Genomic DNA, 16,788 nt, shown 5'->3' on the forward strand with positions numbered 1-16,788 from the left:
ATCATCGCATATGCCACTGATCCGTGAAATTTCGCAAAAGGTGCTTGCGCACCGAACCGTACGGTGCCCGGCGCCCGTGGAACCTGACGAGCACCGATCCCCGGGATCCCCTCCTTCCCCATTCCGCACGGAGTGAGCCGGGACGGCCGAGATGGTTCCGCCGCCCCTCAAGGCACACCCGTCGTCACGTACAGCGACCGGTGCCGCCCGCGGGCGGCTACCGGCGAACACACCGAGCGAACGACCGACCCATGCCCGCCCCCGTCGCGGGCTGATCAGCAGAGAGCACACACCCGCACCCGTGTACCTGTACTCCCTGGTCCGCAGCGGCCCGAGTGGTGCACCCGAGTGGTCCGAGCGTTACGGCCACCTGCTGCCACGGCCCGCCACCAGCGAGAAGGAGCCACTGAAATGAGTGGGAAGCAGAAGACGCTCGCCGTCCTGACCGGGACCGTCCTGGCAGCCGGACTCACCAGCCCGGCCTTCGGTTCCACCGCCGTCGACGCTCTGCCACCGACCACGAGCACGGCCGCCCCGGGGTCCGGGAGGTCGGTCGTGGAGTGGAACCGCGAGCTCATCACCATCCTGAGCGGTCCGAAAGCCCAACCGTCCACCGTCCACCCCACGCGCAGCTTCGCGCTGCTCCAGGCCGCCGAGTACGACGCGGTGGTGTCGATCACCCGGACCGCTCCCGCGTACCTGTTCTCGGTGCCGGCACCTCAGGGCGCCCGTGCGGACGTCGCAGCGGACCAGGCCGCCCACGATGTGCTGGTCGCCCTGTACCCGGCCGAGCGCGCCGGCGTGGACCGGCAGCTGAGCAGCCAGTTGTCCGCAGTCGCCGACGGCGCCCGTAAGCAGGCGGGCATCGGCGTGGGAGCGGCGGTCGCGCGCCAACTGATCAGTCTGCGGTCCGCTGACGGATCCTCGGCCGAGCCGCCGCAGTTCACTCCCGGCAGCCAGCCCGGCGACTACCGGCCCACGCCGCCCGACTTCCCCGCGCCGGTGTTCACCAACTGGGGCTCGGTCAAGCCGTTCGTGCTGACGAGCGGTAACCAGTTCCGCCCGGCAGCGCCGCCGGCCGTCGGCTCCGCCGAGTACGCCGCCGCCCTGAACGAGGTCAAGGGCCTGGGGAGCAAGACCAGTACCACCCGCACTCCTGATCAGACCGCGGCCGCGAAGTTCTGGGCGGCGGCGCCCGTCTGGAACGTGTGGAACCAGGTCGCGCAGGGCCTTGTCACCTCCGGGAACGCGAGCCTGGAGAAGGCGGTGAAGGTCTTCGCCCGGCTCGACCTGTCCCTCGCCGACACCGCGATCGCGATGTACGACGCCAAGTACGCCTACCACGTGTGGCGGCCCGTCACCGCGATCCGGCTCGGCGACACGCACGACAACCCGGGCATCGTCGGCGATCCCGGCTGGACCCCGCTGCTGCCGACCGCCCCGGACCCGTCCTACCCCGGCGCTCACGGCGCTCTCAGCCAGGCGGCGGCAACGACGCTCGCCGGAATCTACGGTGCGCAGCACCGGCTCACGGTGACCTCGAAGGGCGTCACCCGAACCTTCGCCGGCTTCCAGGACGCCGCCACCGAGGCGTGGCTCAGCCGGGTCTGGTCCGGCCAGCACACCGCCATCGACAACCAGGCCGGCCAGCAACTCGGCACGCAGGTGGCCGAGTTCGTGGCGCACCAGCTCTGACCGCCCGCGCGGCGCCAGGGCGCCGGGACCAGGAGCCGCCTCCACCCGACACGTCGGGTGGAGGCGGCCCCGGTCGGGTGACGATCATTTGGCGGAGCAGTGGGCTCGCACCGCCCCGGCTACTGCTTGGCGCGCTCGGCGAGGCGGTCGAGCGAGTCGACGTACTTGAGCATCAGGCGGGCGAACTCCAGGCGGTCGCGTTCGTTCCAGTCGGCGGTGATGCAGTCGTAGGCGTCGCGCTGGTGGCGGCGCAGGCGGGCCATGAGTTCGGTGCCGGCCGGGCTGAGGTGGAGGACGGTGCGGCGGCCGTCCTGCTGGGAGGCGGCGCGGGTCAGGTAGCCGGTCTTGATGCTGTCGCTCACCATGCGGCTGGCGACGGACGGGTCCACGCCGAGGAGTTCGGCGATCGCGCCGACGGTGACCTCCTTCCCGGAGTCCTGGGTGTGCTGCTGGACGAGGTTCAGGACGAGGGTGCGGCTCAGGTCCTTGGCCGAGATGGGGTTCTCGACCTCCAGCAGTGAGGTGCGGCGCAGCCGGCCGAAGGCCGGGCCCACGGCGTTCAGCAGGTCCTCGGCCGTCCGGTGGTCCGGGTGGTCCGGGTGGTCCGGTTCGTTCGTCGTCATGCCGCCCATCGTACGGTCCATGAGTGATGGCAGACATGTGTTGACTCACAATTATATGCATGCAAGCATGCATATGCGCTGCGGCGGAGAGCTGCGGCCCACAGACTCGTAGGGGGAACCCATGACCGTCCTCATCACCGGCGCCCGCGGCAGGGTCGGCCGCGCCGCCCTGGACCGCCTGCACGCCGCCGGCCTGCCGGTCCGCGCCGCCAGTGCCGAGCCGGCCGAACTGGCTGTCCCCGCCGGGGTCGCGACCGCCGAGCTGGTCCTCGACCGGCCCGAGACCTTCCCGGCTGCGCTCGACGGCGTGCAGCAGGTCTTCCTGTACCCCAAACCGGAGGGGATCGGGGCCTTCACGGAGGCCGCCCGCACCGCCGGCGTCGAGCACGTCGTGCTGATGTCCTCCGCCTCGGTCAACGCCCCCGACGCCGAGACCCACCCGCTCGCCGCACACCACCTCCACGTCGAGCAGGCGCTCACGGCGAGCGGCCTGCCGTGCACCTTCCTGCGCCCGGACGCCTTCGCCAGCAACGCCCTCGGCTGGGCGCACCCGATCTCCCAGGGCCTGCCGGTCCAACTCGCCTACCCCGACGCGCACATCGCGCCCATCCACCCCGACGACATCGCCGACATCGCCGTCGAGGCGTTCACCGGGGCGGCCTTCCGGGGCCTCGCGGTCACGTTGACCGGCGCTCGGTCGCTCACCTTCCGAGAGCAGCTCGGCATCCTGGCCGAGGTCCTGGGTCGCGAGGTCGCCGTTGAGACGGTCACCCGGGCCGAGGCCGAGCAGCAGATGGCCCGCTTCATGCCGCCGGTGGTCGTCGGCTCCCTGCTCGACTTCTGGGCCGCGGCCTGCGCCGGCCCGGCCACCATCGCCGACACCACCGAGACCCTGCTCGGCACGCCCGCCCGCAGCTTCCGGCAGTGGGCGGTCGAGAACGCCGCCGCTTTCGCGCTTTCGAAGGAGTAGCACACGTCCATGCCGCTGTTCGTGCGGCCCCGCCGAGCAGGCACCCCGGCGGCCTCCTCCCTGCACCCGGCGCCACCGCGATCGTGAAAGCAGACGCCTGACACACTGTGCGCCATGACTGAGCACGAACATCATGCCTCGGTGCAGCTTTCCGAGGTGCTGCACCGCAGGTTGGAGCGGATCGAGCGGCTCCTGGAGCCCGAGAAGCCGGAGCGCCCGGCGTGGCGCTCGGTCACTCTCGGTGAGCAGCGCTGGGCGGTCTCGGTGGCCATTCTCGTCGCGGTGGGCCTCCAGCTGGCCCTGCCGACCCGTCTGACCATCCGAACCCCGCCGAACGGATCGAGCAGTGGCTGGTCCCCGTGCTGGGCGGGGCGCTTCACGGCTCTCCGGCTGCCGGCTGACCCCGGTGGCAGGCCCGGCAGGCCCTATCCCAGCGCGCGGTCGAGGTTGAACGCGGCGCTGATCAGCGAGAGATGAGTGAACGCCTGCGGGAAGTTGCCGAGCTGTTCCCCGGTGCGTCCGATCTCCTCGGCGTAGAGGCCGACGTGGTTGGCGTAGGTGAGCATCTTCTCGAAGGCCAGCCGGGCCTCCTCCACGCGTCCTGCGCGGGTGAGCGCCTCGACGTACCAGAAGGAGCAGATCGAGAAGGTGCCCTCGGGTCCTTGCAGCCCGTCCGGGCTGGCCTGCGGATCGTAGCGGTAGACCAGCGAGTCGGAGACCAGATCCGTGCTGAGCGCGTCCAGGGTCGACAGCCACTTGGGATCGGTCGGGGAGATGAACTTGGCCATCGGCATCATCAGGACCGAGGCGTCGAGGACGTCACCGTCCAGATCCTGGAGGAACGCCCCGCGTTCCTCGGACCAACCCTGTCGCATGATCTGCCGGTATACCTCGTCGCGGCACCGCTGCCAGCGGGGGAGGTCGGCCGGCAGGCCCCGCCGGTTCGCTATCCGGATGGCTCGTTCGATTGCCACCCAGCACATCAGGCGCGAGTAGACGTAGTTCTTCCGGCCGCCCCGGGTCTCCCAGACGCCCTCGTCGGGCTGGTCCCAGTGGTCGCAGAGCCAGCCCACGACGGCGCCGACCTCATCCCAGCGGTCGCTGCTGATCGGCTGACCCCACTTGTCGTAGAGGTAGACCGAGTCGATCAGGGCTCCGTAGATGTCGAGTTGGAGCTGTTTGGTCGCGGCGTTGCCCACCCGCACGGGAGCGGATCCCAGATGGCCTTCGAGGTGGGACAGGTCGGTCTCGGGCAGGTCGCTTCGCCCGTCGATGCCGTACATGATCTGCAGCGGTCCCGTGGGGCCGGAGCCTCGCATGATGCCCCGCTCGGACAGGAAGCCCATGAAGGCCTCGGCCTCGGAGGTGAAGCCCAGCCGCAGCATGGCGTAGACGCAGAAGGCGGCGTCGCGGACCCACACGTAGCGGTAGTCCCAGTTGCGCCCGCCACCGACCTGCTCGGGCAGGCTGGTCGTCGGCGCGGCCACGATCGCGCCGGTCGGCACGTAGGTGAGCAGCTTCAGGACCAGGGCGGAGCGGTGCACCATCTCGCGCCACCGGCCGCGATAGCGCGACTGCGAGAGCCAGCGGCGCCAGAACCGGACCGTCGTCCCGAACTCGGCCTCCGCCTCGGCGGCCGGACAGGCCCGGGGCCGCACGTCGTCGCCGATCCGGTCGAGGGCGAACACCACGGACTCACCTTCGAGCAGCTTGAAATGCGACACCACGTCCATGGCGTCGGGTTCCAGCGGTGCGGTGGAGGTCAGCGCGAGGGAGAGCGACGGGGACTCGAAGACGGCCTCGTGTCCCCGCACGCGCACGGTGTGCGGTTCGGCCCCGTAGCCGAAGCGCGGAGCGATCCGGGCGGCGAACGGCAGGGTGCCGCGTACGCAGACCACCCGGCGGATCAGCCGGTGCCGGGCCGCCTCGCGGGACTCGTCTGCGACCGGCATGAAGTCCTGGATCTCCGCCACCCCGTCGGCTGCGTAGAACCGTGTGATCAGCACGTTGGTGTCGGGGAAGTAGAACTGCCGGGTCCGGGCCGGCACGTCGGCGGCCAGCTGGAACGAACCGCCCTTGTCGGCGTCGAGAATGGCGCCGAACACGCTGGGCGCGTCGAAGCGGGGGCAGCAGTACCAGTCGATCGTGCCGTCGGTACCGACCAGTGCGGCGGTGCGCAGGTCGCCGATCAGACCGTGCTCGGAGATCGGCATGTAGCGCGGGTCGTCCACCCAGCCGGACACGCTTCCGATGGCCATGCCCGCCTCCCTACCGTTCGGCTGTGGGCAGGTGCGGCCTCTCAGGACCTCGCCCTCCATGGTAGATCGCGTCCGGCCTGCGGCCAGTCGGCCCGAGGGCAGCCGGGTGGGGGCCGAGGTCCCTCGCTGGTGGTGGCGCACTGGCGCCGAGCGCGAGGCCCGCGCGCGGGCCTCGATGCTCGGAGACCAGGCCGGCGACGCCGTGGAAGACCCAGGCCGCCCCAGGGCGCTGCTCGTCGCCCAGCAGGAGCGCGGCCACCGCCTCCGGGTCCTCACGCATGGCGTTGTGGACGGTCGGGAGGTCGTGGACCTGCCACTCGGGATCGGCCCGGAGCCGGGTTCGGAGGTCGGCGAACGGCGTCCTGTCCTCCCACCCCGAGCAGTAGACGAACTCCCGACGGGGCACCTGGGCGAACGCGCCGGTGAGCCGGATCCCCTGCAGCAAAGAGGCGAGGGGGTGCGGCCGCCGGCGGGGATCGCCGCCAGTTGACGGCTGGACGGCGTAACCGGTGCCCGCCGCACCGGCGACGAACGCCTCCCGGTAGCCCTCGCTCGTCGACGACCAGCACGACTCGCCGTCCCGCGGCACGTAGGCGTCGAGATGCACCAGTCGGGCGACCCGGCCGCCGGCGCGGTCGGCGGCGGCTGCGATCACCATCCCGCCGTAGCTGTGGCCGACGAGCGTCGCTTCGGTGATGTGGGCGCGATCGAGCAGCCGCAACACGTCGTCGGCGTGCGTGTCGAGGTTGGCGGTCGCGACCGTCGCGTCGTCGTCCTCCGGCCACAGGCCGGTCAGGGTCAGGGCGTGAACGGTGTGTCCGGCACGTTCCAGCAGCGGAACCACCGCCTCGAACGCCCAGGCGCCGTGCCAAGCACCCGGCACGAGGATGAACGTAGCCATGCGTTTCTCCTACTCCCTCAGGCCGCGGCATCGAGGCACGCTGCCCCGATGCGCCGCGGTTCGGTCGGCGCGCTGCGCGACCGGCGACCGCTCCGCACGAGGAAGTCTCACCGGGCCGTGGTGTGGCCTGCTACCGGTAGGCTGCCAACCGATGCCTGTTCACCGCCAAACTCCTCCGACCGCCGGTGTGACCTCGCAGGTGTGGCCGTCCGGCGGGCGCCACCTCTGGCCGTCCGGCGAGACAAGCAAGACGCAGTCGCACACGCGCGGACACCTGGTCTACGCGGCCAGCGGCGTCCTGGCGGTTCACACCGAGCGCGGTACGTCGATCGTTCCGGCCAACCGAGTCGCCTGGACCCCCGCCGGGTTCACGCACCACCACCGGGCCCACGGCGACACCGACATGCGCATCGTCTTCCTCACGCCGTCCCTCGCCCGGCTCGTCCCGGACCACCCCGCCGTGTTTCTGGCCTCCGGCCTCGCCCGCGAGGTCCTGCTCGCTCTGACCGGCCCCCGCAACCACGACGACGCACCCGGCTACAGCCGCAGTGCGCGCGCTCGCCTGCTGCGGGTCCTCGTCGACGACCTCTGCGAAGCAGACGAACAGCCGCTGCACCTGCCGGAGCCGCAGGACGATCGACTGCAGGCCCTTGCCCGCCTCCTGCACGAGAACCCGGCAGACAACGCCACCCTGGCCGAACTCGGGGCGACGATCGGGGCCAGCACCCGCACCCTCAGCCGACTGTTCCGCAGCGAACTCGGCATGACCTTCTACGAGTGGCGCACGCAACTGCGCATCCACCACTCGCTCGTGCTACTCGCCGACGGCCACGACACCATCCGCACCGCCTACGCCTGCGGCTGGGCCAACCCGAGCAGTTTCATCGCCGCGTTCACCGACATCGTCGGAACGACTCCGGGCCGCCACCGCGCCATGCGCGGGAACACCGGTATCGGGGGACGCTGAGTCGGGGGCCGACCCGGGGCGCCGGCCATGGCGCCGGGGCGCAGAGAAATCCGCTGGTTCGCGGTCAGCGTCGGGCCTACGCTCCCGGCCCTTAGGCTCGTTGAGGTGCTATTCGGCGTACTACCTGACGTCGACCCAGTCGAGGGTGCGCTGCACGGCCTTCTGCCACCCCGCGTACCCCTCGGCCCGCCGCTCCTCGGTCCACGAGGGCTCCCAGCGTTTCGACTCCTGCCAGTGCAAGCGCAGTTCGTCCTCGTCCTGCCAGAATCCGGTAGCCAGGCCGGCTGCGTACGCGGCGCCGAGCGCAGTGGTCTCGGCGACCACCGGACGGCTGACCGGGACGCCGAGCACGTCGGCCTGGGTCTGCATGCACAGGTCGTTGGCGGTCACCCCGCCGTCCACCTTGAGCACCTCGAGGTGGACGCCGGAGTCCTGCTCCATCGCCTCAACCACGTCCCTGCTCTGGTAGCAGATGGCCTCCAGCGTGGCCCGGGCCAGGTGCCCGTTCGTGTGATACCGGGCCAGGCCGACGATCGCGCCGCGGGCGTCCGAGCGCCAGTAGGGCGCGAAGAGCCCGGAGAAGGCGGGCACGAAGTAGACGCCCTCGCTGCCGTCGACCGTGTGGGCGAGCCGCTCGACCTCCGGGGCACTGTCGATGATCTTCAGTTGGTCCCGCAGCCACTGGACGGCTGAGCCGGTGACCGCGATCGAACCCTCCAGCGCGTACACCGCCGGGCTGTCGCCGAACTGGTAGGCCACCGTACTGAGCAGGCCGTGCCGTGAACGGACCAGCGTGGTACCGGTGTTGAGCACCAAGAAGTTGCCGGTGCCGTAGGTGTTCTTCGCCTCGCCGGGCGCGAAGCAGACCTGCCCGACGGTCGCCGCGTGCTGGTCACCGAGCACCCCCGTGATCGGTACGGCTGTGCGCAGCGGCCCCGAGGTGCGGGCTGTGCCGTACGCCCCGGCGTGCGAGGACGGGCGGATTACCGGCAGCATCGCGCGCGGGATGCCGAACAGCGCCAGCAGTTCGTCGTCCCAGTCCAGCGTCTCCAGGTTCATCAGCATGGTGCGGCTGGCGTTGGTCACGTCGGTCGCGTGGATCCCGCCTTCCGGGCCGCCGGTGAGGTTCCACAGCACCCAGCAGTCGGTAGTACCGAAGATCGCGTGTCCCTTGTCCGCGTCCGCCCGGACGCCCTCGACGTTGTCCAGGATCCACTTGATCTTGCCGCCGGAGAAGTACGTGGCCGGCGGCAGCCCGGCCTTGCGGCGGATCACCTCACCGTGCCCGTCGCGCTCCAGCGCGGCCGAGATCGAGTCGGTGCGGGTGTCCTGCCAGACGATCGCGTTGTAGTACGGTCGGCCGGTGCGCCGGTCCCAGACGACCGTCGTCTCACGCTGGTTGGTGATCCCGATCGCCACCAGGTCGGCCGGCGACAGGCTGCCCTGCCGGACGGCGTTGCGCATCACCGAGTCGGTCCGCTCCCAGATCTCCACCGGGTCGTGCTCCACCCAACCGGGGCGGGGCAGGATCTGGGTGTGCTCCAACTGCTGCATCGCCACCTCGTTGCCGGCGTGGTCGAAGATCATGAATCGCGAGCTCGTGGTCCCCTGATCCACCGCTCCGACGAACTCTGGCATGGCTGCCGCCTCTGCTTCTGTGCTTCCGCTTGCGTCCGCCGGGTGGGGCTGGTGATGCCGGCCGGTACGAGGACGACTCAGCCGATCGGCTCGATCGGGGCTTGGCCGGGCTCCTCGGGCCCCTCGGCCCCGAGATGGGGAGTGACCAGGTAGCGGTACGCAACACCGCCGACCAGACAGCCGATCAGCGGGCCGACGATCGGTACCCAGAAGTACAGATGGCCGTACTGGTCCCGCCAGGCATGCGAGTATCCGGTGAGGTAACTGGCCAGGCGCGGTCCGAAGTCGCGGGCCGGGTTGATCGCGTAGCCCGCGTCCGTGCCCCAGGCCATGCCGATTCCCACCACGATGAGGCCGACGATGAACGGGCCCAGGTTGGCTTCCGGCGGCGTGTTCAGCACGTCGGTCACCGCGAGCACCAGGAAGACCAGGATGGCGGTGCCGATGACCTGGTCGCGCAGCGCACCCCAGTCGCTGACCGGGGCCGTGCCGTTGCCCGGGAGGGTGGAGAAGACGACCTGGGTCTTGAGGGTGTGGCCGGGATCGACCTTGTTCAGCACCTCGGTGTAGTTCCAGCGCACCAGCAGCGCCGCGACGAACGCCCCGGCGGTCTGGGCCAGCACGTACGGCAGCACCTTGCGCCAGTCGAATCCCTTGAAGACGGCGAGCGCGACGGTGACCGCCGGATTGAGATGGGCTCCGCTGATCCGGGCGGCCGTGTAGATACCGAACGTGACACCAAGGCCCCAGGCCCAGGAGATGCTGTCGTGGTTGCCGATGCCGCCGGCGACCACCTGAGCCACCACGCCGACGCCGAAGAGGATCAGGATCATCGTACCGGCGAACTCCGCGCTGAGTTCACCGAGCAGTCTTCGGCCGGAACTGTGCGTGGCCCTGCTCGCGCTCGGCGTATTTCCCGTGTTCTCCGTCATGGAATCCGATTCCCGCCAACCGGGGTCATCCGTACAGGCTGTGCGCGACCCAGCCTCTGCGAGAACCGGCACGGTGGCCTGCGGAGACGGCCGTTCGAGCCACAGACGCTCGGGCTTGCAGGGGTTGCTCGGCGTCGGTCAGACAGTGACGGCCGCATCCGGCTCGGCGTGCTCGTGGATCGGTGTGCTGGCGTCCTGAGTGTCAGGGTTGCCTCTACGAGAGGTGGCAACACGAACGATCGGGGCGCATCACGACGTCGACGGGCTCGGGGAGCGCGGCGGGCAGGCCCGGGACGGCGTCGGCGCCGTGGCTGCTGGACCCGGCTGCGAAGTCTCGTGATGCCGAGCGCCTCTTCCCCAGCGGGGTGCCGCTGCACGGCATGCTCGACTGCGGCCGCGTCCCGCCAGCCGTCGAGGACGCCGGGTCACGGCCAGCCTCGTTGCCGGGTTCCCGGTCCGTACGCGGTGCTGGACCGACGGGCGTCGCCGCCTGTCCGACCTGACTCCCGACCGGTTCGCCGCCGGTCGTCGGCGCGTTCCCGCTGCTCTGCTGCCGCTCGGCCCATCCGCAGGCCCGGCCGCTGCTGACGTCGGGTCGGCGTAGCCCGGGCTGCATCCGCAGCCGAGCGGCGGCACTGTGGAACCGGGCGGCCGGCCGAACCCCCGAGCGGTCCGGCCGCCCGCACCGCGCGGTGTCCGCGACGTGCCTGGGTGCTGGGTGACCGAATCGTCCCGCACCAGGTGCCGACAGGGGACGACGACCACCGGCGCTGTGGACCACCACGTACATCGAGCAGGCGGCGGCGTTGGACGCAACACCGTGAGCACCAGGCCAAACGGGCCAGCGAGGAGCGGCGAGTACGTGTGGCGGCGAGGTTGAGTTCGTGGAGGGCCTGCTCGTGTTCGGTGCCCAGGGGTTCGGGTGGGCGGCCTGATACCGCCCGTGGCGGCCGGGTGTACCCGGGCCCGGAGGCGAACCGGTGGATGCCCCCGGGGCGGGCAACGGCCGGGGCGGAGGCCACCGCCCCGGCGGCCGACCGTCAGCCGTCGTGACTGCGCAGCGTCTCCTTGACCTTGGCGATCGCGAAGCCCCACCCCTGCTCGACGGTCGGCTTGCCCGGAACCGCGAGTTCCCGGGGGTTGGTCAGGACGTCGAGCACCACCGGTCCCGGCGTCTCGAAGGCCCGTCGCACGCCGTCGAGCAGTTCGGAGGGCCGGGTGACCCGGATGCCGGTCAGGCCGAGCGCGGTGGCGACCGCGGCGAAGTCCGGGTTGTCCAGCTCCGTGCCGAACTCCGGGAGCCCGGCCTGCTCCTGCTCCAGCTTGACCATGCCCAGGCGGCGGTTGTCGAACACCACGAGCTTCACCGGCAGCCGGTGGGTCCTGATCGTCATCAGGTCGCCGAGGAGCATGCTCAGGCCGCCGTCGCCGCAGAACGCCACGACCTGCCGGTCGGGGGCCCAGAGCTGCGCGCCGAGGGCTTGGGGCATGGCGTTGGCCATCGAGCCGAGGTTGTACGACCCCAGCAGCCGCCGGCGGCCGTGCATGGTCACGAACCGGGACAGCCAGACGGTCGCCATGCCGGTGTCGGAGGTGAAGACGGCGTCGTCGCTCGCGCAGTCGTTCACGGCGGCGGCCAGGGCTTCCGGGCGGACGTCGTGGGCCCGGTTGTCCAGCGCGCTGCGCAGGCGGCCGAGCAGGTGGTGGTCGTGCTCGGGGTCCGCCAGGCGCCGCTGGCCGGCGGTCCACTGCTCGAAGCGCTCACGGGCTGCTTCGAGGTGGGCGCGGTCCGCGGTGGGCCTGAGGTGCGGCAGGAGGGCCCGGAGGGTGGCCGCGGTGTCGCCCGCCAGTCCCACGTCGACGGGTACCCGGCGGCCGAGGTTGCGTTCGAGGAGGTCGATCTGGACGACCTTGCGGCCGGTGGGGTACCAGTCGCGGTAGGGGAAGTCCGTGCCGAGCATGATCAGGGTGTCGCAGGCGTCCAGCGCCGCGGCGGCGGCGGGGTTGCCGATCAGGCCGGTCTGTCCGACCTGGTAGGGGTTGTCCGCTTCGAAGCCCTCCTTGGCCTTCAGGGTGAGGACCATGGGTGCGGACAGGCGCTCGGCGAGTTCCAGCACCTCCCCGCGGGCGTCCCGGGCTCCCCGGCCGACCAGGAGGGTCACCCGGTCGGCGGCGTTGACGAGGTCGGCGGCTTCCCGGATGCCGGCGTCGTCGGCGCGGGTGACCGGGCGGACACGCGGGAAGCGGGCAGGGCGGTCGTCCGTCAGCTCCCGGTCGCCGAGGTCGCCGGGGACCGTCAGCACTGCCACACCGCGCTCGCTGATCGCGCAGCGGACGGCGGTCTCCAGCATCCTCGGCAGTTGGTCCGGTGAGGTCACGGTCGCCCGGAAGACCGCGACGTCCCGGAACAGCAGGTCGTTGTCGACTTCCTGGAAGTAGTCGCTGCCCAGCTCGGCGGACGGGACCTGTCCGGCGATGGCGAGCAGCGGGGTCCGGCTCTTGGCCGCGTCGTACAGTCCGTTGAGCAGGTGCACCGATCCGGGGCCGACGGTACCCATGCACACGCCCAGGGTTCCGGACAGCTGGGACTGGGCGCCGGCCGCGAAGGCCGCGGCCTCCTCGTGGCGGCAGCCGATCCAGTCCACGCCCTCGGTGGTGCGGATGGCCTCGGTCAGCGGGTTCAGGGCGTCGCCGACGACGCCGAACACATGGCGCACCCCCAGCTCCTGCAGGGCGTCGACGATCACACGGGCGACGGTACGTGCCACGGGGCTTCCCTTCGAAGTGTCAGACGGTGAACCGGTCGGGGTGGGCGGCCTCCCAGTCGCGCGCCCAGGAAGCGGGAGGGTCATGGAGCAGCTGCCCCGGTTCCAGCCAGAGATGGAGGTCCGCGTAGGAGCGGATGGTCTGCGGGTCGATGCGGCGCTGGAGCATGTGCGGGCGCAGCTGCGAGGGGTCGTCGACTCCCATCGCGGCCATGATCTGCAGGGCGCTCCTGACGGTGGCCTCCTGGTAGCGCCGCACCCGCTGGGACTTGTCCCCCACGTGCAGGGCGCGGGCCCGGCGCGGGTCCTGGGTCGCCACGCCGACCGGGCAGGTGTTGGTGTGGCAGCGCTGGGCCTGGATGCAGCCGACGGCGAACATCATGGCCCGGGCGGCGTTGGTGTAGTCGGCTCCCTGGATCAACCGCTTCACCAGGTCGCTGCCGGTGGCCACCTTGCCACTGGCGCCGATCCGGATCCGGTCCCGGAGACCGGTGCCGACCAGCGCGTTGTGCACCGTCATCAGTCCCTCGGTGAGCGGCATTCCGACGTGGTCGGCGAACTCCAGCGGGGCGGCGCCGGTCCCGCCCTCCGCTCCGTCGACGATGACGAAGTCCGGCGTCACCCCCTCCTCCAGCATGGCCTTGCAGACCGCGAGGAACTGGCGGCGCGAGCCGACGCAGAGCTTGAACCCGGTCGGCTTGCCGCCCGCCAGCCCGCGCATCCGGCCGATGAAGCGGACCAGTTCGCGCGGCGTGGAGAACACCCGGTGGTAGGGCGGGGAGACCACGGTCCTCCCCTGCGGGACGCCGCGCACCCGCGCGATCCGGGCGTCGACCTTGGATCCGGGCAGCACGCCGCCGATGCCGGGTTTGGCGCCCTGGCTGAGCTTCAGTGAGACGCACTTGACCTGCGGGTGCGCCGCCTTCTCGGCGAACTGGCCGGGGTCGAAGTCTCCGTCCTCGGTGCGGCAGCCGAAGTAGCCGGTGCCGATCTCCCACACCAGGTCTCCGCCGGGCCGCAGGTGGTACTCGGACAGCCCGCCCTCACCGGTGTCATGGGCGAAACCGCCCAGCGCCGCACCGGTGTTCAGGGCCAGCACCGCGTTGGCCGACAGCGAGCCGAAGCTCATCGCGGACACGTTGAGCAGTGCCATCGCGTACGGCTGGGAGCAGTCGGGACCGCCGACCCGCACCCTGGGCAGGTGCTGCGGCACCGCGACGGGGGCCATCGACGGCACCAGGAACTCGCGCCCGCTCTCGTACAGGTCCAGCTCCGTGCCGAACGGCTCCTCCGCGTCCGTTCCCTTGGCCCGCTCGTAGACGATGCTGCGGGTGTCGCGGTCGTAGGGGCGCCCGTCGACGTTGCGTTCGACGAAGTACTGCTGCACCTCGGGTCGGATGCCCTCCAGCGCGAACCGCAGACGCCCGATGACCGGGTAGTTCCGCAGGATCGAGTGCCGGGTCTGCAGCAGGTCCTTCGACGCCAGCACCGTCACCACCAGCAAGGGGACGGCCGCACACCACCACCACGGGGACCCGAAAGCGGCCGCGGCCGTGGCGGCGGCCGCCCCACCGACCGGCCCGGCAACCCACAGGAATCTCAGCACAGCAGCCGTCTAACCCCGAACGGCGCAGATAGTCAGGCGAGTTGCTCGGCCAGTAGCCGATCCAGTCCAGGCCCGCATGCCGAGCCGCCCCTGCTCCAGCCGGATACCAGTCGATGCTGACCGCGGCCAGCTGCGCCACCTCCTGCCGCACTGGGCCCGTGGGCACCGCCCCGACCACACGCACGGGTTCCTCCACCACGGCCGGCACTGTAGCGGGAGATCACGAAGGAGAGCCGGCGTTCGGCGTCGGCCGCCTACCTGCACCGCGCCGGGGAGCCGATCCGCTCGGGGGAGTGAGACGGGCAGGGATCGACGTGACGCTTCCTCAGATGCGCCCGACCTGCCAAGATCCGCTGGTGAAACACGTGACTTACCGTCTCCAGCCGGCACAGATTCGTCGCCAGTGGATCTTCTCGGCGCTCTTCCTGGCCCAGGGTGCTTACCTTCTGTACCGCGGTTCGCTCGTCCCGGTGGACGTCCGGACTGCCGCCGCCATGGCTTTCGGTGTTCTCCTGATCGTCGGTGGACTCCTCCAGGTGAGGGGCGCCTTCAGTAGCGTGAGCTTCGACGAGCGTGAGATCTGGTGGACCGGGGCGTTGGGCTCCCGCAAGCGGTTCGCCTGGGCGGACATCACCAACGTCGAGGTCGGGAAGAACCGTAACCGCCCCGATTCCGGGGACGTCGTGCGGGTCACCCACCGGGAGCACGGTGACTCCAAGCTGCCGGCGGTGATCGGCATGCCGGGCGCCTGGCGCGACCCGGACTTCGAGACCAAGGCGGCTCACGTCATCGCCACCTGGCGTGCGGCGACGGCGATGCCCGAGCCCGCGGCGTAGTCGGGCATGTGCGGCCCCGGGGACGGGAGGTACGAGCCCAACGTCTACACGGCCGCCGAACCGTACGACCTGACGTCCGGCCGCTACCTCAACCTGCACCAGTGCATGTTCTGGAGCGACTTCGACCTCGACCACCTCACCACGGCGGTGGGCACCACCGACGTCAAGTTCGTCGCCGGCACCGACGTCTCCGACACCCGTGACACCGCGGTCAGCTGCGGCGGCGGGGGCACCGACCACCCCATCCCCCTGCTGTCGAGCGTCACGCCCCTGGACCTGACCGCCGGGCGGTACCTGAACCTGCACCAGTGCATGTACTACTTCGACGGCTACCGCGACCACCTCACGACCTTCGGCCCGAGCGGGGACGGGCGGTTCAACGCCGGGACGAACATCTCCAACACCCCTGACACCAAGCCCTCCTGCGGCCGGGCGACGGGCGGTACCAGTTCGTCCCGATCCTCTCCGGCGTCAAGGCCCTCCTCATCCACTGAGGCCCGCCGCCTCCACCACGCACGGGAAGTCGGCCCCGCCGGCTTCCCGTGCAGCTTCGCCCTTGCCGGGCGTCCTGTCCGCGAAGATCTCGGTCATCTCAGTGGCCTTCGCGAGCGCCAGCTGGGCCGGGCCACCGTCATCGATGTCCTTGAGCACCACCCGGTAGTCCCCGATCAGGGCCTCGACCAGCTCCTGCTGGCGAAGGCGGATCTCCTCCAGCTCCGCCTTCGCCTTCTTCACAGCTGAGGACAGTAGTGCCCGCAGCCGCGTACCCGCCCGGCCAGGGGCTCACTTCGACCGTACCCCTACCGGTGGTACCACGCCTCTACGTCATGCTCGGCGGGGTTACAGAAGGTCACGTCGGCCAGAGAGCGCCACTTGTCACTTCGCCGTGGCTTCCCGAGCGGCAGGGCCGTCAAGGTTGACCCGCCTGAGCGTCTCAGTGGCGAGCCGAACCTCAACTCTTGACGGCCTCCGCGATCTGCAGGGCGGCCTGGGCGGGCGTGAGGTGCGTGGTGTCGACGACCTCGGCCTCGCCATGTAGCCACGTGCGGGCTGCCTCGGCGTAGGGCTCAAGGTACTTGAGACGAAACCAGGAGTTGGGACCGACGACAGTGTCGCCCGCGATGCGCCCGCGGAGGGTCTCCTGGTCTGCGTGAATGACGAAGTGCCGTACCGGAATGGCATGTTCGGCGAGACCCGAGCTGATCTCGCGCCAGTACGACTCGACCAGGACAGTCATGGGCATCACCAGAGTACCGCCGGTGTAGTCGAGTACGCGGCGGGCGGTCTCGACTACGAGTGATCGCCATGGCGGCCAGTGCTGGAAGTTGTCCGTCGCGGGCAGCCCTGGCGTGATGTCCATGAGTGTCTCGCCCACCTTCTCGGCGTCGAACACCCGTGAATCCGGGATCAACTGCTGCACAAGTGCACTGGTCGTCGTCTTGCCCGCGCCGTGGGTGCCGTTGAGCCATACGATCATGAGACCCAACGCTAGCGTTGTGCGCGGCCGCGGGAACGGGCACGGCAGAAATCCGGTACGACTTCGACGTCGAGCACCCGGGCGAGCCTACGGTCGGCTCCCACGCCTTCAAGATCATCT

Annotated in this window: 14 protein-coding genes; 6 read left to right on the plus strand and 8 right to left on the minus strand. The window is 70.7% G+C overall.

Translation table 11 applies throughout. From position 1 onward, the window contains the following. The first annotated feature begins 411 nt into the window (after window positions 1-411). On the plus strand, window positions 412-1,695 hold the full coding sequence (locus HS99_RS14225; RefSeq protein WP_050366103.1) for a vanadium-dependent haloperoxidase: 1,284 nt from the start codon (window positions 412-414) through the stop codon (window positions 1,693-1,695). Window positions 1,696-1,814: 119 nt separating this feature from the next. On the opposite strand, the gene HS99_RS14230 is transcribed toward HS99_RS14225, so the two are convergent. Further along, window positions 1,815-2,318, minus strand: a complete 504-nt coding sequence (locus HS99_RS14230; RefSeq protein WP_030556539.1) for a MarR family winged helix-turn-helix transcriptional regulator — start codon at window positions 2,316-2,318, stop codon at window positions 1,815-1,817. A 121-nt stretch (window positions 2,319-2,439) separates the two neighbouring features. Here HS99_RS14230 and HS99_RS14235 point away from each other — a divergent pair, with 121 nt between their 5' ends. Further along, complete coding sequence (locus tag HS99_RS14235; protein ID WP_030556537.1) at window positions 2,440-3,288, plus strand: NAD(P)H-binding protein; 849 nt, start codon at window positions 2,440-2,442, stop codon at window positions 3,286-3,288. 114 nt (window positions 3,289-3,402) lie between these two features. After that, window positions 3,403-3,765, plus strand: a complete 363-nt coding sequence (locus HS99_RS14240; protein WP_141763723.1) for a hypothetical protein — start codon at window positions 3,403-3,405, stop codon at window positions 3,763-3,765. Here HS99_RS14240 and HS99_RS14245 read toward each other — a convergent pair. Both HS99_RS14245 and HS99_RS14250 read right to left on the minus strand, forming a co-directional pair. Next, complete coding sequence (locus tag HS99_RS14245; RefSeq protein WP_046385551.1) at window positions 3,714-5,546, minus strand: glycoside hydrolase family 15 protein; 1,833 nt, start codon at window positions 5,544-5,546, stop codon at window positions 3,714-3,716. The two genes, HS99_RS14240 and HS99_RS14245, sit on opposite strands and share 52 nt — an antisense overlap. A 10-nt stretch (window positions 5,547-5,556) precedes the next feature. After that, window positions 5,557-6,447, minus strand: coding sequence for an alpha/beta fold hydrolase (locus HS99_RS14250; protein WP_305953112.1), 891 nt, complete (start codon window positions 6,445-6,447; stop codon window positions 5,557-5,559). A gap of 187 nt (window positions 6,448-6,634) precedes the next feature. On the opposite strand from HS99_RS14250, the gene HS99_RS14255 reads away from it, so the two are divergent. Beyond that, window positions 6,635-7,414 (plus strand): helix-turn-helix domain-containing protein, encoded by a 780-nt coding sequence (locus HS99_RS14255; protein ID WP_232543201.1) that lies wholly within the window; start codon window positions 6,635-6,637, stop codon window positions 7,412-7,414. A 120-nt stretch (window positions 7,415-7,534) separates the two neighbouring features. Here HS99_RS14255 and glpK read toward each other — a convergent pair whose 3' ends face one another. From glpK to HS99_RS14275, 4 genes are all read right to left on the minus strand, one after another. Then, entirely contained in the window at window positions 7,535-9,052 is a 1,518-nt protein-coding gene (gene glpK, locus HS99_RS14260) for a glycerol kinase GlpK (RefSeq protein ID WP_030558188.1), read from the minus strand. A 77-nt stretch (window positions 9,053-9,129) separates the two neighbouring features. Next, window positions 9,130-9,984: an MIP/aquaporin family protein gene (locus tag HS99_RS14265; RefSeq protein WP_030558186.1), complete on the minus strand. Its 855-nt coding sequence runs from the start codon at window positions 9,982-9,984 to the stop codon at window positions 9,130-9,132. 1,040 nt (window positions 9,985-11,024) lie between these two features. Then, the gene (locus HS99_RS14270; RefSeq protein ID WP_030558185.1) at window positions 11,025-12,752 is read right to left on the minus strand and encodes a thiamine pyrophosphate-dependent enzyme; all 1,728 of its coding nucleotides are present in this window, start codon (window positions 12,750-12,752) and stop codon (window positions 11,025-11,027) included. Window positions 12,753-12,771: 19 nt separating this feature from the next. Beyond that, window positions 12,772-14,355: an FMN-binding glutamate synthase family protein gene (locus tag HS99_RS14275; RefSeq protein ID WP_030558183.1), complete on the minus strand. Its 1,584-nt coding sequence runs from the start codon at window positions 14,353-14,355 to the stop codon at window positions 12,772-12,774. 329 nt (window positions 14,356-14,684) lie between these two features. On the opposite strand from HS99_RS14275, the gene HS99_RS14280 reads away from it, so the two are divergent. Together HS99_RS14280 and HS99_RS14285 are read left to right on the plus strand one after the other, a co-directional pair. After that, a complete protein-coding gene (locus HS99_RS14280) occupies window positions 14,685-15,191 on the plus strand; it encodes a DUF308 domain-containing protein (protein ID WP_046385552.1) in 507 nt (168 codons plus the stop codon). A gap of 6 nt (window positions 15,192-15,197) precedes the next feature. After that, window positions 15,198-15,932 (plus strand): hypothetical protein, encoded by a 735-nt coding sequence (locus tag HS99_RS14285; RefSeq protein ID WP_030558181.1) that lies wholly within the window; start codon window positions 15,198-15,200, stop codon window positions 15,930-15,932. Between the two features lie 211 nt (window positions 15,933-16,143). On the opposite strand, the gene HS99_RS14290 is transcribed toward HS99_RS14285, so the two are convergent. Then, window positions 16,144-16,668, minus strand: a complete 525-nt coding sequence (locus HS99_RS14290) for an AAA family ATPase (RefSeq protein WP_030558180.1) — start codon at window positions 16,666-16,668, stop codon at window positions 16,144-16,146. Between the last annotated feature and the right edge of the window lie 120 nt (window positions 16,669-16,788).

The organism is Kitasatospora aureofaciens (genome assembly GCF_001188955.3).
GTDB classification, from domain to species: domain Bacteria; phylum Actinomycetota; class Actinomycetes; order Streptomycetales; family Streptomycetaceae; genus Kitasatospora; species Kitasatospora aureofaciens.

What these genes read in the sequence shown, in the direction of transcription:
- HS99_RS14280 (WP_046385552.1), top strand. Translation starts at nt 14,685, where the DNA reads ATGCGCCCGACCTGCCAAGATCCGCTGGTGAAACACGTGACTTACCGT.
- HS99_RS14285 (WP_030558181.1), top strand. Translation starts at nt 15,198, where the DNA reads ATGTGCGGCCCCGGGGACGGGAGGTACGAGCCCAACGTCTACACGGCC.
- HS99_RS14225 (WP_050366103.1), top strand. Translation starts at nt 412, where the DNA reads ATGAGTGGGAAGCAGAAGACGCTCGCCGTCCTGACCGGGACCGTCCTG.
- HS99_RS14250 (WP_305953112.1), bottom strand. Translation starts at nt 6,447, where the DNA reads ATGGCTACGTTCATCCTCGTGCCGGGTGCTTGGCACGGCGCCTGGGCG.
- HS99_RS14235 (WP_030556537.1), top strand. Translation starts at nt 2,440, where the DNA reads ATGACCGTCCTCATCACCGGCGCCCGCGGCAGGGTCGGCCGCGCCGCC.
- glpK (WP_030558188.1), bottom strand. Translation starts at nt 9,052, where the DNA reads ATGCCAGAGTTCGTCGGAGCGGTGGATCAGGGGACCACGAGCTCGCGA.
- HS99_RS14290 (WP_030558180.1), bottom strand. Translation starts at nt 16,668, where the DNA reads ATGATCGTATGGCTCAACGGCACCCACGGCGCGGGCAAGACGACGACC.
- HS99_RS14245 (WP_046385551.1), bottom strand. Translation starts at nt 5,546, where the DNA reads ATGGCCATCGGAAGCGTGTCCGGCTGGGTGGACGACCCGCGCTACATG.
- HS99_RS14265 (WP_030558186.1), bottom strand. Translation starts at nt 9,984, where the DNA reads ATGACGGAGAACACGGGAAATACGCCGAGCGCGAGCAGGGCCACGCAC.
- HS99_RS14240 (WP_141763723.1), top strand. Translation starts at nt 3,403, where the DNA reads ATGACTGAGCACGAACATCATGCCTCGGTGCAGCTTTCCGAGGTGCTG.
- HS99_RS14230 (WP_030556539.1), bottom strand. Translation starts at nt 2,318, where the DNA reads ATGACGACGAACGAACCGGACCACCCGGACCACCCGGACCACCGGACG.